Origin of the sequence: Stutzerimonas kirkiae (assembly GCF_004327335.1) — a bacterium.
Lineage (GTDB): Bacteria > Pseudomonadota > Gammaproteobacteria > Pseudomonadales > Pseudomonadaceae > Stutzerimonas > Stutzerimonas kirkiae.
Genome location: NZ_QJUO01000039.1, coordinates 1 through 14,608, shown reverse-complemented (window position 1 = coordinate 14,608; position 14,608 = coordinate 1). Strand labels below are relative to the sequence as shown.

Here is a 14,608-nt window from a genome sequence, read left to right as displayed (position 1 = left end):
TCCCTCAGACGCTGCTGAAGGTGGCTGTGCGGATGCCAGGTGGTGGGACGGGGCCTTTGCCGCCAGGGATGGCGGCGAAGAGCTACAGGGATGTATTCACGCGTGCCTCGTCCCACCACCTGGCATTCGCACAAGGGACGCTGACCCCGAGATCGCGCTGTACGAGCCTGAAGCCAGACACACTATTGCCAATCCAGTCGCAACCTACACACTCGACCAGAACATGGCCATGACTCTGGCGCGACGCCCAGGGCAATCGCGCTATGCACGGCAAGGCGCTGAAAACAGCGCTGGAGGCTTAAGGCTGGACGAAAGAGCGTGGCAACCGGTGTTTTTCGTCCAGCTTTGCAGCCTCCAGCGCTTTTGTCGAAGTCCCTTTCCGGTGAATAACGGTATAGCGCAATCGCCCTGGCACGACGCCGCACACGCCCTGTGCGTGGCGCCGCGTCTGTTATCATCGCCGGCAGTCCGTTCGCTGGAAGGCCCCGATGTCCCGTCATATCCGTATCGCCACCCGAAAAAGCGCACTGGCCCTGTGGCAGGCCGAATACGTCAAGGCGCGCCTGCAGGCGGCGCATCCCGAAGTGAGTGTCAGCCTGGTGCCGATGGTCAGTCGTGGCGACAAGTTGCTGGATGCGCCGCTGGCGAAGATCGGTGGCAAGGGGCTGTTCGTCAAGGAACTCGAGACCGCCCTGTTGGAGGGCGAGGCCGATATCGCGGTGCACTCCATGAAGGATGTGCCGATGGATTTCCCCGAAGGGCTGGGGTTGTACTGCATCTGCGAGCGTGAAGACCCGCGCGACGCGTTCGTCTCCAACCGCTACGAGAACCTCGCTGCCCTGCCGCAGGGCAGCGTGGTCGGCACTTCCAGCCTGCGCCGCCAGGCACAGTTGCTGGCGCGGAGGCCGGACCTGGAAATCCGTTTCCTGCGTGGCAACGTCAATACCCGGTTGGCCAAGCTGGACGCCGGGGAGTACGACGCCATCATTCTCGCCGCCGCCGGCCTGATCCGCCTGGGTTTCGCCGAGCGCATCCGCTCCAGCATCAGTGCCGAGCAAAGCCTGCCTGCGGGCGGCCAGGGCGCGGTGGGGATCGAGTGCCGCAGCGACGACACCGAACTGCACGCGTTGCTGGCCTACCTCGACCATGCGCCGACGGCGCTGCGGGTAACGGCCGAGCGGGCGATGAACAAACACCTCAATGGCGGTTGCCAGGTGCCGATCGCCTGCTATGCGGTGATCGAGAACGAGCAGCTATGGTTGCGCGGCCTGGTCGGCCAGCCGGATGGCCGGCTGCTGCTGCGCGCCGAACAGCATGCGCCGCTGGAGCAGGCCGAGGCACTGGGCATTCGGGTCGCCGAAGCCCTGCTGGCACAGGGCGCCGGCGCGATCCTGCAGGCTGTCTACGCCGGGGCCGGGCCGGCGTGAGTGGATGGCGCCTGCTGATCACGCGGCCCGAGGCCGATGCCCGGCTGCTGGCCGAGGCGCTGGCGGCACAGGGTATCCACAGCAGCAGCTTGCCGCTGCTGGCCATCGAAGCACTGCCGGAGACACCCGAGCAACGCGCCCTGTTGCTCGACCTGGATCGTTACTGCGCGGTGCTGGTGGTGAGCAAGTCGGCGGCACGCTTGGGGTTGCAGCGGCTGGATCGCTATTGGCCGCAACCACCCTACGGGCAGCGCTGGTTCAGCGTCGGCGCCGCGACCGGGGAGATCCTGCGCGATTACGGGCTGGATGCCTGCTGGCCCGAGGGGGCGGATGACAGCGAAGCGCTGCTGGCTCTGGCGGACCTGCGGCAGGCCCTGACGCAACCCGTACCCAGGGTGCTGATCCTGCGTGGCGTGGGCGGTCGGACCTTGCTTGCCGATACCTTGCGCGGGCGTGGTGTGCTGGTCGACAGCATCGAGCTCTATCGGCGGGTGGTGTCGGATCATGCGCCTGGCACGCTGGTCGAGCGCATTCGTTCGGAACGGCTGAATGCGCTGGTGGTCAGCAGTGGGGAAGGGTTGCAAGCGTTGTATGGGCTGGCGGGCGATGCCTGGGACCGGCTCGTTGGGCTACCCTTGTTCGTGCCCAGTCCGAGAGTCGCCGAGCAGGCGCGGCAGTTGGGCGCTACAAGTGTGGTGGATTGCCGTGGTGCCGGAACCGCGGCCTTGCTGGCGGCGTTGCGGGATACTCCCGTACCCGCTTCTTGATGCAAAGGATGGAAACGTGAGCGAAGCTGATCTGCATAAAGACTCCGAGCAAACCAGGGCGTTGCCTGGGCAACCTGCCGCCAAACCGGCGATGCGCTCCGGGCCCTCCTCTGGAGCGCGTCCGCTGGCGGTACTGGCCTTGTTGGTGGGGGTGGCCGGTAGCGCGCTGGGCGGCTACGCCCTCTGGCAGATACAGCAGTCCGACGCTCAGGAGCGCCAGGGGCTGCAGACCCTGCAGGAGGCACAGGCACAGATCCGGCAACTGAGCGAAAGCAGCCAGAGCCTGCAAGGGCGGCTGGGGCCGCTGGAGCGCCTGCCGTCGGCGGATGAGCTGGAAGAGCGGCGCCGCCTGCTGGCCAGCGTGCAGAGCGAACAGCAACACCTGTCCGGTCGCGTCGAGCAGGTGCTGGGGGCCAGCCGCGAGGCGTGGCGGCTGGCCGAGGCGGAGTACCTGTTGCGCATGGCGATGTTGCGCCTGTCGGCCATGCAGGATGTGAACAGTGCGGCGGCGCTGTTGCATGAGGCCGACCTGATCCTGCAGAAGCAGGACGACCCGGCGGCCTATGGTGTGCGACAGAAACTGCTGGAAGGGCTGGAGGCCTTGCGCAGCCTGCCCGAACTGGATCGCACCGGGCTGTTCCTGCAATTGGGCGCACTGCGAGGCCAGACCGCCCGGCTCGATACCCTGCAGCCCGAGTTCCAGGCGGGTGAACCCTTGCCCGAGGTGGCCGGGCAGAGCCGCTGGCAACACTGGTTGAACGAGCTGACCCGCTATGTGCGGATCGACTTCGCTGCCGATGACAATCTCAAGCCCCTGCTTGCCGGCCAGAGCCTGGCACAGGTGCGCCTGGCCCTGTCGCTGGCCATCGAGCAGGCCCAGTGGGCGGTGCTCAACGGCAATAGCGAGGTCTACCGCCAGTCCCTGAGCCAGGCGGTGGAACTGATCGGCCACTATTTCAGCGAGGAGAACGGCTACAGCCGGGGCCTGCGTGATCGCCTGCAGACACTGGGCGAGCGCCAGGTCGAGGTGACGCTGCCGGACCTGGCGCCGGCGCTGCAAGCGCTGCAGGCTTACGTCAACAAACGCGAGAAGGACGACCGAACGCCTGACGAAGAGGCCGCCCCGGCTGCCGTCGAGGGAGCCGCGACATGAAAAGACTTCCGTTCTTCAAGACCCGGTTGTTCCTCGGGCTGCTGCTGGTCGTCGCCCTGCTGGGGTTCCTTGGCTGGGCGGTCAGCCAGAGCCGTGGCTATGTATTGATCAGCTATGACCGTTTCCGCTACGAATCGAGTTTCTGGGTATTCCTCGGCCTGTTGGCGAGCCTCTGGCTGTTGTCGGTTCTGCTCCACTGGACATTGGGGCTGCTTGGGGCTTCCGGTTCCTGGGTCAACCCTTGGTCACGCCGGCACCGCCAGCGGCGCGTTGCCAATGCCTCGCAGAAGGGCCTGCGCGAGCTGGCCGAGGGCCAGTGGCAACAGGCGCTGGGGCATCTGCGGCTGGCGGCCGAGCATGACCCTCAGCCGCTGGTGCACTTCCTTGGTGCGGCCCGCGCCGCCAACGAACTGGGCGAATACCCGCAGAGCGATGAGCTGCTGGGCAAGGCCCTCGACCGCGAACCGCAGGCGGCGCTGGCCATAGGCCTGACCCAGGCGCAGTTGCAGATCGCCCGTGGCGACTATGTGCCGGCGCGCGAGTCGTTGACGGCCCTGCATGGGGAATACCCGCGGCATCGCCATGTGCTGTTGCTGTTGCAGCAGCTCTATGTGCAATTGCAGGACTGGCCGGCGCTGTGCCAGTTGCTGCCGGAACTGGGCAAGCTGCATGTACTGCCGCCGGCGCGCCTGGCCGAGCTGGAACGCCTGGCCTGGACGGCGGCGCTGGGCCAGGCCGCCCAGGCCGGGCTGGAAGCCCTGCAGCAACGCTGGCAGGCGCTGCCGAGGGCATTGCGCGACGAGCCGGCGCTGGTGCGCGCGCATGCCGATGGCCTGCTGCTGCTGGGCGAACAGGAAAAGGCCGAGGAGCTCCTGGCCTCGGCGCTCAAGCGCCAGTACGACGACCGCCTGGTCGAGAGCTATGGCCGGGTGCGCGGGCGCGATCCGGCCCGCCAGCTCGGCCTGGCCGAATCCTGGCTCAAGGCCCAGCCGGAAAACCCGACCCTGTTGCTCGCACTGGGCCGGCTGAGCCTGTGCAACGAGCTATGGGGCAAGGCCCGCGATTACCTGGAGGCCAGCCTGCGCCTGGAGCATCGCCCCGATACCTGTGCCGACCTGGCCCGCCTGCTGGCCCAGTTGGGTGACTCCGAGCGCAGCAACCGGCTGTTCCATGAAGGGCTTGAGTTGATCGAGGCGGGTAAGTAGCGGCAAGGAAGAGCCGAGGACAGCGCTTGTCGTCAAGCCGCCAGCGCTTCAAGCGCTGTTCTCGGCTCTTCCTTGCAGCTTGCAATCCCGTTCGCCATTTCGACTCATCGCCCGCGCCGCGTTCGGAAAACCGAACGATATTTCCATGACAAGCTCTCATTTCTACGCCCCGCAGGGCGGCATTGGGCCGTTCGCGCGCTTTCCGGGCAAGTGGCACAGATCCTGCTAAATTCAAAGCCAGGAGCAGGCTCTTCAGGTGCCTGGATTTGATGTGCCGGATAACAAAAACATGAGGATTTCTTTATGCGAACCATACCGAAACTACTGAGCGTCGCTGTTACTGCCGCACTGTTCGCCACACCGGTGCTGGCTGCCGAGCTGACTGGCACCCTGAAGAAGATCAAGGACAGCGGTACCATCACTCTCGGGCACCGCGACTCGTCCATTCCGTTTTCCTACTATGGCGATAATTCGCGCCAGCCCATCGGCTATGCCCATGACCTGCAATTGAAAGTGGTCGAGGCGCTGAAGACGGAACTGGAACTGCCCGGGCTCAAGGTGCGCTACAACCTGGTCACCTCGCAGACCCGTATCCCGCTGGTGCAGAACGGCACCGTGGACCTCGAGTGCGGTTCGACCACCAACAACCTGGAGCGCCAGCGCCAGGTGGCCTTCTCGGTGGGCTTCTTCGAGGTGGGCACGCGCCTGCTGACGCGCAAGACTTCCGGCATCAATGATTTCGAAGACCTGGCCGGCAAGAACGTGGTGACCACCGCCGGTACCACCTCCGAACGCCTGATCAAGTCGATGAACGCCGAGAAGAAGATGCGCATGAACGTCATCTCGGCCAAGGACCATGGCGAGTCCTTCCTGATGCTCGAATCCAACCGGGCCGTGGCCTTCATGATGGATGATGTGCTGCTCGCCGGTGAAATGGCCAAGGCCAAGAAGCCCGACGACTGGCATGTGGTGGGTAAGCCGCAGTCCTATGAAATCTATGGCTGCATGCTGCGCAAGGGTGACGAGCCCTTCAAGCAAGTGGTCGACCGGGCACTGAGCGAGACATTCGCTTCCGGCGAGGTCAACGCGCTCTACGACAAGTGGTTCCTGCAACCGGTGCCGCCGAAGAATCTCAACATGAACTTCCCCATGAGCGATGAGCTCAAGGAACTGATCGGCAATCCCACCGACAAGTCGGCCGAAGAACTCTGAGCCAGCGGCGCCATCCCGTAGGCGTCGGCTCGGCCGCGAATGGGTGCATCGCGTTGCACCCATTCGCGGCCAGGGCCGCTCCTTCGTGCGATCTCTATGCCTGTTCGCGGCCTTGGCGGCCGCATGATCTTCATTCGGGGGAGCATTCATGGATTACAACTGGGACTGGAGCATCTACTTCAAGTCCACCGGTATCGGCAGCGAGATCTACCTGGACTGGTTCATCACCGGGCTGGGCTGGACCATTGCCATCGCCCTGGTCGGCTGGCTGATCGCCCTGGGCCTCGGTTCCCTGCTCGGGGTGATGCGCACCCTGCCGAACCGCTGGCTGTCCGGCATCGCCACGGCCTATGTGGAAATCTTCCGCAACGTGCCGCTGCTGGTACAACTGTTTCTCTGGTACTTCCTGGTGCCCGACCTGTTGCCCGAATCGCTGGAACTCTGGTTCAAGCAGGAGCTTGCTCCGGCGACCTCGGCCTATCTGAGTGTGGTGGTGTGCCTGGGGTTGTTCACCGCGGCACGTGTCTGCGAGCAGGTGCGCACCGGTATCGAGGCGCTGCCCAAGGGGCAGGCCGCCGCAGCCTATGCCATGGGCTTTCGCATGCCGCAGATCTACATTCATGTGCTGCTGCCGCAGGCTTTCCGCATCATCATTCCGCCACTGACCAGTGAATTCCTCAACATCTTCAAGAACTCCTCGGTGGCCTCGCTGATCGGCCTGATGGAGCTGCTGGCACAGACCAAGCAGACCGCCGAATTCTCCGCCAACCTGTTCGAAGCCTTCACCCTGGCCACGCTGATCTATTTCACACTGAACATGAGCCTGATGCTGATGATGCGTCTGGTCGAGAAGAAAGTGGCGGTGCCCGGCCTGATTTCCGTGGAGGGCAAGTGATGGATTTCAGTCAGATCATTCCCGCGCTGCCGGGGCTCTGGGACGGCATGGCGATGACCCTCAAGCTGATGGTCATGGGCGTTCTCGGCGGCGTCGCGCTGGGCACCGTGCTGGCGCTGATGCGCCTGTCTTCGAACCGCCTGTTGTCGAACCTGGCCGCGCTCTACGTCAATTACTTCCGCTCGATCCCGCTGCTGCTGGTGATCACCTGGTTCTATTTCGCCGTACCTTTCGTGCTGCGGGCCATTACCGGGGAAGACACGCCGATCGGTGCGTTCACTTCGTGCCTGGTGGCTTTCATCATGTTCGAGGCCGCCTACTTCTGCGAGATCGTGCGCGCCGGTATCCAGTCGATTCCCAAGGGGCAGATGGGCGCGGCGCAGGCGCTGGGCATGACCTATGGCCAGACCATGCGCCTGGTCATCCTGCCGCAGGCCTTCCGCAAGATGACGCCGCTGCTGCTGCAGCAGAGCATCATCCTGTTCCAGGACACTTCTCTGGTCTATACCGTTGGCCTGATGGATTTCCTCAATGCCGCGCGTTCGCGGGGCGACATCATCGGCCAGCCCCATGAATTCCTGATCTTCGCCGGTTTCGTGTATTTCACCATCAGCTTCGCCGCCTCGCGGCTGGTCAAGCTTCTGCAGAAAAGGTTAGCCGTATGATTTCCATCAAGAACGTCAACAAGTGGTATGGCGATTTCCAGGTGCTGACCGACTGCAGCACACATGTGAAGAAGGGCGAAGTGGTGGTGGTCTGTGGCCCGTCCGGCTCGGGCAAGTCCACCCTGATCAAGTGCGTCAACGCGCTGGAGCCGTTCCAGCAGGGCGATATCGTGGTCGACGGTACTTCCATCGCCGACAAGAAGACCAACCTGCCGAAGCTGCGTTCGCGGGTCGGCATGGTATTCCAGCACTTCGAGCTGTTCCCGCACCTGACCATCACCGAGAACCTGACCATCGCGCAGATCAAGGTGCTCGGCCGTAGCAAGGCCGAGGCCAGGGAAAAGGGCCTGGCGCTGCTCGAGCGGGTCGGCCTCAAGGAGCACGCGCACAAGCATCCCGGCCAGTTGTCCGGCGGCCAGCAACAACGGGTGGCGATCGCCCGCGCGCTGGCCATGGACCCGGTGGTGATGCTGTTCGACGAACCAACCTCGGCGCTCGATCCGGAGATGGTCAACGAAGTGCTGGATGTCATGGTGCAACTGGCCCAGGAGGGCATGACCATGATGTGCGTGACCCACGAGATGGGTTTCGCACGCAAGGTCGCCGACCGGGTGATTTTCATGGATGCCGGGAAAATCGTCGAGGACTGCGAGAAGGAGGCGTTCTTCGGCGACGTGTCGGCGCGCTCCGAGCGTGCCCAGCAGTTCCTGGCCAAGATACTTCAGCATTGACGGAAATATAGCTGCAAGCTTGAAGCGGGAAGAAAAGGTTGAAGAGGTTTTCGCCCCGCTTCGCACACTGATGCGGCTTGCAGCCACCTTTACCCAAGGAGATACCCGATGAAGATATTGTTGAACCGAATCGCCCCGCTGGGGCTGCTGCTGGTCCTGCTGATGCCGCCGGTATCCCATGCCCGCACGACGGATGCCGAGGCGAAACTGGCCAACGTGGTGATCCTCGCCACCGGCGGTACCATCGCCGGGGCCGGGGCCAGCGCCGCCAACAGCGCTACCTACCAGGCGGCCAAGGTGCCGGTGGAGCAGTTGGTCGCCGGTGTACCGGAGCTCAAGGACCTTGCGAACGTGCGCGGCGAGCAGGTGTTCCAGGTCGCTTCGGAGAGCTTCACCAACGACAACCTGCTGCAACTCGCACGGCAGGTGGCGAAGCTGGCGAAACAAGCGGATGTCGATGGCATCGTCATCACCCATGGCACCGATACCCTGGAGGAAACCGCCTACTTCCTCAACCTGGTGATCCACAGCGACAAGCCGGTGGTGCTGGTCGGCTCCATGCGCCCGGGCACCGCGATGTCCGCCGATGGCATGCTCAACCTGTACAACGCCGTGGCCGTGGCGCGTGATGCCACTGCCCGTGGCAAGGGCGTGCTGGCGGTGATGAACGATGAGATCCACTCCGGGCGCGATGTGAGCAAAGCGGTGAACATCCGCACCGAGGCGTTCAAGAGCCCCTGGGGCGCGCTGGGCATGGTGGTCGAGGGCAAGAGCTACTGGTTCCGGGCGCCGCTCAAGCGGCACACCACCGCCTCGGAATTCGATATCGAGAAAATCGACAGCCTGCCCCGGGTGGATATCGCCTACGGCTATGGCAACCTCGACGATACCGCCTACCAGGCCTTCGCCAAGGCCGGCGCGAAAGCGATCATCCACGCCGGCACCGGCAATGGTTCGGTGGCGGCGCCGGTGGTGCCGACCCTCAAGGCATTGCGTGCCGATGGGTTGCAGATCATCCGTTCGTCGCGGGTCAACCAGGGCGGCTTCGTGCTGCGCAACGCCGAGCAGCCCGACGACGCCAACGATTGGGTCGTCGCCCATGACCTGAACCCGCAGAAGGCGCGTATCCTGGCGATGGTCGCCTTGACCGGCAACCCCGACAGCCAGGCACTGCAACGCATCTTCTGGGAATACTGACCGCTGGGCGCGCGCCCAGCGCGCGCCTTCGCGCCTATGTGAGAACGCGCCATTCGCCATCTACTGCCAAGCCTGTCGATCCTGATGCTGGTGCTGGCCTGCGGTTATGCCGGCTACCACCTCAGCGAACGTACGGGCATCCGCGCCCTTGCCGAGAGTGGCGAACGGCAACTGGAGCTGCATGCCCGCGCGGTGGAAAGCGAAATCACCAAGTACACCTATCTGCCCAGCCTGCTAGAACTGGAGGCCAGTGTCGGGCGACTGTTGCGCACGCCCACCGGCTACCGCCGGCAACTGGTCAACGAATACCTGGAGGGCCTCAACCTGCGTAGCGGCAGTCTGGCCGTCTATATACTGGATACCGACGGGCGGGTGGTGGCGACCAGCAACTGGGCGCAGGCGGACAGCTACCTGGGCGAAGACCTGTCGTTCCGTGCCTATTTCAAGGACGCCATGCAGGGGCAGCCCGGGCGTTTCTACGGCATCGGCAGCACTGTGGGCGAGCCGGGCTACTACCTGGCCCATGGTTTGCGCGACGGCGAGCGGTTGATCGGCGTGGCGGTGGTCAAGGTCAAGCTCGATGCCCTGGAGGAACGCTGGGCGCGGGCGCGCCTGGAAGCCTATGTCAGCGACGAGAACGGCATCATCATCCTCTCCAGTAATCCGGCGCGCCGGCTCAAGTCGCTGCGCCCGCTGGACGAGGCCACCCGCGAGCGGCTGGCGCGCAGCCTGCAATACCACTGGTCGGCGCTGGAGGAGTTGCAGCCGCTGTCGAGCATGACCCTGGGCGCTGGCATCGAGCAGGTCAGTTTCGCCACCACAATGGCGGATTACCATGAGCCGGTCAGCTACTTGGCGCAGAGCCGTGCCCTGAGCGACACGCCCTGGCGCCTGACGCTGTTGACGCCGATGAACGACCTGCGGCGCGAAGCCCTGAGCCACGCCACCCTGGCCGCAGTGGCCTGCGCCCTGCTGGCGTTCCTGTTGATCGCCTGGAACGAGCGGCGCAAGGTCATCGCCACGCGGCTGGCGGCGCGCGAGGCGCTGCAGCACGCCAATGGCGAACTGGAGCGGCGTATCGCCGAGCGTACCGCCGACCTGCGTGCCAGCAACGAGCGCCTCAAGAGGCAGATCCGCGAGCGCCGGCAGACCGAGAGTAACCTGCGCAAGACCCAGGACGAACTGGTGCAGGCCGGCAAGCTGGCAGTGATCGGACAGATGTCCACCAGCATCGCCCACGAACTGAACCAGCCCCTGGCGGCCCTGCGTACGCTGTCGGCGAATGCCGTGCGTTTTCTCCAGCGTGGCGCCCATGACACCGCCAGCGCCAATCTGCAGGCGATCGGCGACCTGGTCGACCGCATGGGCAAGATCACCGCCAGTCTGCGCGCCTTCGCCCGGCGTTCCGACGACAAGGGCGAGGCCGAGCTGGAGAAGGCACTGGATGCCGCGCTGTTCCTGCTGCATGCGCGGCTGCAACGGCTGGACGTGCAGATCGAGCGGCAGATCGAAACCGACGCTGGCACCCGGCTGGGTATCGACCAGACCCGCCTGGAGCAGATTCTGGTCAACCTGGTCGCCAACGCCCTGGATGCCATGGGCGAACAGCCCGAGCGGCGTCTCTGGCTGAATGGCGCCGCCAGCGCCGGCCAGTACCGGCTGGAGGTCCGCGACAATGGCCCAGGCATTTCGCCGGAGCTGCGTGTTCACCTGTTCGAGCCGTTCTTCACCACCAAACCGGGCGAGCAGGGCCTGGGCCTTGGCCTGACGTTGTCCGCCAGCCTGGCGGCGGCGGCCGGTGGCAGCCTGACGGTGCGGCATCCCGCCGAAGGTGGCAGCGCTTTCATTCTGTGCCTGAAGAGGATCGGAGCATGAGCCAGACACTGAACGTCCTGATCGTCGAGGACGATGCACACGTCCTGCTCGGCTGCCAGCAGGCGCTGGCGCTGGAGGACATACCCAGTATCGGTGTCGGCAGTGCGGAAGAGGCCCTGCAGCGCATTGGCGAGGATTTCGCCGGGATCGTCATCAGTGATATCCGCCTGCCGGGCATGGACGGGCTGGAACTGCTGGCACGTCTCAAGCAGCGCGACCCCGGCCTGCCAGTGGTACTGATCACCGGGCATGGCGATATTTCCATGGCGGTCGGTGCGATGCGTGACGGCGCCTATGATTTCATCGAGAAGCCCTTTTCCCCCGAGCGCCTGGTGGATGTCGCCCGCCGTGCCCTGGAACAGCGTTGCCTGGCTCGCGAAGTCTCGTCGTTGCGGCGGCAACTGGCCGGGCGCCAGGCGCTCGAGCAACGCCTGATCGGCCGTTCGCCGGCGATGCAGCAATTGCGGGCGCTGATCGAGAACGTCGCCGATACCGATGCCAACGTGCTGATCGAGGGGGAAACCGGTACCGGCAAGGAACTGGTGGCGCGTTGCCTGCACGATTTCGGCAGGCGCCGCGACCGGCAATTCGTCGCGCTCAACTGCGGCGGCCTGCCGGAAAGCCTGTTCGAGAGCGAGGTGTTCGGCCATGAGGCGCATGCTTTCACCGGCGCCGGCAAGCGCCGTATCGGCAAGATCGAACACGCCCATGGCGGCAGCCTGTTCCTCGATGAAATCGAGAGCATGCCCATCGCCTTGCAAATCAAACTGTTGCGCGTACTGCAGGAACACAGCCTGGAGCGCCTCGGCTCGAACCAGTCGATCGCGGTGGATTGCCGGGTGATCGCCGCGACCAAGGCCGACCTCGATGAACTGGGCAAGGCCGGACAGTTCCGCAGCGATCTCTATTACCGGCTGAACGTGGTCACCCTGGAATTGCCGCCGCTACGTGAGCGCCGCGAAGACATCAGCCTGCTGTTCGAGCACTTCCTGCAACTGTCGGCGCTGCGCTTCGACCGCAGCCCGCGGGAACTGGACCGCCAGACCATCGCCATGCTCATGGCCCACGACTGGCCGGGCAACGTGCGCGAGCTGCGCAACGTCGCCGAACGCTTCGCCCTCGGCCTGCCGGTCTTCAAGAACTGCGACCAGTCCCCCGACGGCAACGGCCCGAGCTTCGCCGAGGCGGTGGAAGCCTTCGAGCGCAGCCTGCTCGCCGATGCCCTGGAGCGCCACGCCGGCAACCTCAGCCAGGCCGCCCAGAGCCTCGGCATGGCCAAGACCACATTATTCGACAAGGCCAGGAAGTATGGGCTTTGATCCGGGCCATGGGCGCGACGCCTCCCGCTGGCCGTCCCAGCATGACTTCTTGAAGCTGCTTCCCGCTCAATCGCGGGCGGCTCGGACCATCAGCCACCAGTCGGTGAGGCGTTCGATGCGTACCGGCAGGCTGGCGGGCAGGGCCGCCAGAGCCTTGTCGGTATCGTGCAGCGGGAAACTGCCACTGATGCGCAGGTTCTTGAGCGAGTCATCCAGGCCCAGGTAGCCGCTGTGGTACTCGCCCAGCCGCGCCAGCAGTTCCGCCAGCGGCATGTCCTCGACCACCAGCATGCCCTTGCTCCAGGCATCGGCGGCCAGTGGCGCCGGTTCCGCCTGGCCGAGATGGTCGCGGGCCATCAGCAATTGTTCTCCGGCACGGGCCACGCGCGCTGGTTGCCGGCCCAGCGGTTTGGCCTCGACCGCCGATTGCAGCACCACCAGCCGCGTCCGCTCGCCTTCCCGGCGTACCAGGAAGCGCGTGCCAAGGGCGCGTAGCGAGCCTTGTTCGGTCTGCACGATGAAGGGGCGCGGGTCCGCTTTGCCGGCCGTTTCCACCAGCACCTCGCCGCTGCGCAGGTACAGTGTACGTTGGCGTTCGTCGAAGCGGATATCCAGGGCGCTGAGGCTGTTGAGGCGGATATGGCTGTCGTCGGTCAGCGTCAGGCTGCGTTGCTCGCCCCGCCCCGTACGTTCATCCGCCAGCCAGTCGCCCAGCGGGCGGTGCTGGGCGATGCCGAGCCCGAGCGCCGCCAGCAGCGCCAGGCCGAGCAGGCCGCGGCGCGGCAGGCGCCGCTCGCGGGGGCGTTGCAGCAATTGGCGCGCCAGTGGATTGTCGACGCTGGCCAGGTGCCGGTCGATACCCTGCAATTGCTGCCAGGCCCGGCGGTGCACCGGCGCTTCGTCCAGCCATCGTTCCAGTGCCGCCTGGCAGCCCCGGGTATCGTCTTCCTGCAGGCGCAGTTGCCAGGCGATGGCCGCATCCAGTACGGCAGCCGATACCGGCTCGAGATTCATGTCGGCTCGCCGTACAGGGCGATGTAGCACTGCCGGGTGGCCTGTGCCAGGTACTGGCGCACCCGGGGCACGGAAACGCCCAGGCGTGCAGCGATCTCGGCATGGCCCAGGCCGTCCAGGCGGCTATGCAGGAACGCGGCGCGGGCCTTGCTGGACAGGCGCCCGAGCAGTGTGTCGATGCGGTTCAAGGTTTCGAACAGCAGCAGTCGCTCTTCTTCGCTGGGTTGCAGGGCCTCGGGCAACTGCTCCAGTTGCGCCTGGTAGGCGCGCTCCAGTGCGCAGCGGCGGAAGTGGTCGATCAGCAGGCCTTTGGCGATGCTGGTCAGCAGCGCGCGTGGTTCCCTGGGAACCAGCAGGTCACTACGCCTGAGCAGCCGCAGAAAGGTGTCCTGGCTGAGGTCCTCGGCTCTCTGCGGGCAGCCCTGGCCGCGCAGCAACCATGCAACCAGCCAGCCGCGGTGCTGGCGGTAGAGGTTCTCTACCAGGTTGCGTTTGGCGGACTCTTGGTGCGGCAAGGGCACTCCTGGGATCATTGATCCTGGTTAACGAGAACGATTCGCGGAATTATCACAACTCGTACACTCCACGGCAATGCCAATCGCTCGGGGAAGGGGCCTGTGGGTCTACCCGGCTTCTGGATTGTCCGAAGTGTGCAACCGGTCACGGAATCTCTTCGCACAAACTGGCAGCATCTGCCCCGCATGTCATTTATACAGGGCACCGGGACATGGCCCAGGACCACTACACCGGCTACAAGCTGCTGTTCTCCAACCCGGAGTTCGTACGCGACCTGCTGCTGGGCTTCGTGCCCCAAGAGTGGGTCGGCCAGGTGGATTTCACCAGTCTGGAGATGCTCAACGGGCATTACGTCAGCGAGGATATGCAGGGCCGCTATGAGGATATGGTATGGCGGCTCAGGCTGGGCGATGACGACTGGGTCTACTTGTATCTGCTGTTGGAATTCCAGTCCACGCCTGACCGCTTCATGGCCCTACGCCTGCTGACCTATATCGGGCTGTTTTGGCAGCAACTGGAAAAGCAGGGCCGGCTGACCCGCGATGGACGGCTGCCGCCGGTGTTGCCGCTGGTGCTCTACAACGGCTTCAAGCCCTGGCGGCATTCCACCCGGCTAAGCGATCTGTGCCACC

General features: G+C 64.9%; 14 protein-coding genes. 12 read left to right on the top strand and 2 right to left on the bottom strand.

Annotated features, from left to right (window positions below; all coding sequences use genetic code 11):
* The first annotated feature begins 488 nt into the window (after window positions 1-488).
* The 11 genes from hemC to aauR all read left to right on the top strand — a co-directional run bounded on the left by hemC (window position 489) and on the right by aauR (window position 12,446).
* Window positions 489-1,427, top strand: coding sequence for a hydroxymethylbilane synthase (hemC, locus tag DNJ95_RS16930; protein WP_131185909.1), 939 nt, complete (start codon window positions 489-491; stop codon window positions 1,425-1,427).
* Window positions 1,424-2,194, top strand: a complete 771-nt coding sequence (locus DNJ95_RS16925; protein WP_131185908.1) for a uroporphyrinogen-III synthase — start codon at window positions 1,424-1,426, stop codon at window positions 2,192-2,194. Before hemC ends, DNJ95_RS16925 begins: the two co-directional genes overlap by 4 nt.
* A 16-nt stretch (window positions 2,195-2,210) precedes the next feature.
* Window positions 2,211-3,347 carry a uroporphyrinogen-III C-methyltransferase gene (locus DNJ95_RS16920; RefSeq protein WP_420824398.1) on the top strand — a complete coding sequence of 379 codons (1,137 nt, stop codon included), beginning with the start codon at window positions 2,211-2,213 and terminating at the stop codon, window positions 3,345-3,347.
* Window positions 3,344-4,552 carry a heme biosynthesis HemY N-terminal domain-containing protein gene (locus DNJ95_RS16915; protein WP_131185906.1) on the top strand — a complete coding sequence of 403 codons (1,209 nt, stop codon included), beginning with the start codon at window positions 3,344-3,346 and terminating at the stop codon, window positions 4,550-4,552. The genes DNJ95_RS16920 and DNJ95_RS16915 overlap by 4 nt, the downstream gene beginning before the upstream one ends.
* Before the next feature lie 303 nt (window positions 4,553-4,855).
* A complete protein-coding gene (locus tag DNJ95_RS16910) occupies window positions 4,856-5,764 on the top strand; it encodes a glutamate/aspartate ABC transporter substrate-binding protein (protein ID WP_131185905.1) in 909 nt (302 codons plus the stop codon).
* Window positions 5,765-5,912: 148 nt separating this feature from the next.
* On the top strand, window positions 5,913-6,659 hold the full coding sequence (locus tag DNJ95_RS16905) for an amino acid ABC transporter permease (protein ID WP_131185904.1): 747 nt from the start codon (window positions 5,913-5,915) through the stop codon (window positions 6,657-6,659).
* Complete coding sequence (locus DNJ95_RS16900) at window positions 6,656-7,324, top strand: amino acid ABC transporter permease (RefSeq protein ID WP_181953404.1); 669 nt, start codon at window positions 6,656-6,658, stop codon at window positions 7,322-7,324. Before DNJ95_RS16905 ends, DNJ95_RS16900 begins: the two co-directional genes overlap by 4 nt.
* The gene (locus tag DNJ95_RS16895) at window positions 7,321-8,055 is read left to right on the top strand and encodes an amino acid ABC transporter ATP-binding protein (RefSeq protein WP_131185902.1); all 735 of its coding nucleotides are present in this window, start codon (window positions 7,321-7,323) and stop codon (window positions 8,053-8,055) included. Before DNJ95_RS16900 ends, DNJ95_RS16895 begins: the two co-directional genes overlap by 4 nt.
* Before the next feature lie 162 nt (window positions 8,056-8,217).
* Window positions 8,218-9,252: a type II asparaginase gene (locus DNJ95_RS16890; RefSeq protein WP_420824402.1), complete on the top strand. Its 1,035-nt coding sequence runs from the start codon at window positions 8,218-8,220 to the stop codon at window positions 9,250-9,252.
* Window positions 9,253-9,336: 84 nt separating this feature from the next.
* Window positions 9,337-11,127 (top strand): sensor histidine kinase, encoded by a 1,791-nt coding sequence (locus DNJ95_RS16885; RefSeq protein WP_131185900.1) that lies wholly within the window; start codon window positions 9,337-9,339, stop codon window positions 11,125-11,127.
* The gene (gene aauR / locus DNJ95_RS16880; RefSeq protein WP_131185899.1) at window positions 11,124-12,446 is read left to right on the top strand and encodes a two-component response regulator AauR; all 1,323 of its coding nucleotides are present in this window, start codon (window positions 11,124-11,126) and stop codon (window positions 12,444-12,446) included. The genes DNJ95_RS16885 and aauR overlap by 4 nt, the downstream gene beginning before the upstream one ends.
* A gap of 66 nt (window positions 12,447-12,512) precedes the next feature.
* Here the strand turns inward: aauR and DNJ95_RS16875 are convergent, their stop codons facing one another.
* Together DNJ95_RS16875 and DNJ95_RS16870 are read right to left on the bottom strand one after the other, a co-directional pair.
* The gene (locus DNJ95_RS16875) at window positions 12,513-13,460 is read right to left on the bottom strand and encodes a FecR family protein (protein WP_131185898.1); all 948 of its coding nucleotides are present in this window, start codon (window positions 13,458-13,460) and stop codon (window positions 12,513-12,515) included.
* Window positions 13,457-13,990 carry an RNA polymerase sigma factor gene (locus DNJ95_RS16870; protein ID WP_420824401.1) on the bottom strand — a complete coding sequence of 178 codons (534 nt, stop codon included), beginning with the start codon at window positions 13,988-13,990 and terminating at the stop codon, window positions 13,457-13,459. The genes DNJ95_RS16875 and DNJ95_RS16870 overlap by 4 nt, the downstream gene beginning before the upstream one ends.
* A 197-nt stretch (window positions 13,991-14,187) precedes the next feature.
* On the opposite strand from DNJ95_RS16870, the gene DNJ95_RS19255 reads away from it, so the two are divergent.
* Window positions 14,188-14,608: Rpn family recombination-promoting nuclease/putative transposase (locus tag DNJ95_RS19255; protein ID WP_165492434.1), on the top strand; the 421-nt coding region annotated here is incomplete at its 3' end.

Bases quoted from the DNA above. Each gene is read 5' to 3' on its own strand.
- hemC (WP_131185909.1), top strand. From the start codon at position 489: ATGTCCCGTCATATCCGTATCGCCACCCGAAAAAGCGCACTGGCCCTG.
- DNJ95_RS16915 (WP_131185906.1), top strand. From the start codon at position 3,344: ATGAAAAGACTTCCGTTCTTCAAGACCCGGTTGTTCCTCGGGCTGCTG.
- DNJ95_RS16910 (WP_131185905.1), top strand. From the start codon at position 4,856: ATGCGAACCATACCGAAACTACTGAGCGTCGCTGTTACTGCCGCACTG.
- DNJ95_RS16905 (WP_131185904.1), top strand. From the start codon at position 5,913: ATGGATTACAACTGGGACTGGAGCATCTACTTCAAGTCCACCGGTATC.
- DNJ95_RS16895 (WP_131185902.1), top strand. From the start codon at position 7,321: ATGATTTCCATCAAGAACGTCAACAAGTGGTATGGCGATTTCCAGGTG.
- DNJ95_RS16890 (WP_420824402.1), top strand. From the start codon at position 8,218: ATGCCGCCGGTATCCCATGCCCGCACGACGGATGCCGAGGCGAAACTG.
- DNJ95_RS16885 (WP_131185900.1), top strand. From the start codon at position 9,337: ATGCTGGTGCTGGCCTGCGGTTATGCCGGCTACCACCTCAGCGAACGT.
- aauR (WP_131185899.1), top strand. From the start codon at position 11,124: ATGAGCCAGACACTGAACGTCCTGATCGTCGAGGACGATGCACACGTC.
- DNJ95_RS16875 (WP_131185898.1), bottom strand. From the start codon at position 13,460: ATGAATCTCGAGCCGGTATCGGCTGCCGTACTGGATGCGGCCATCGCC.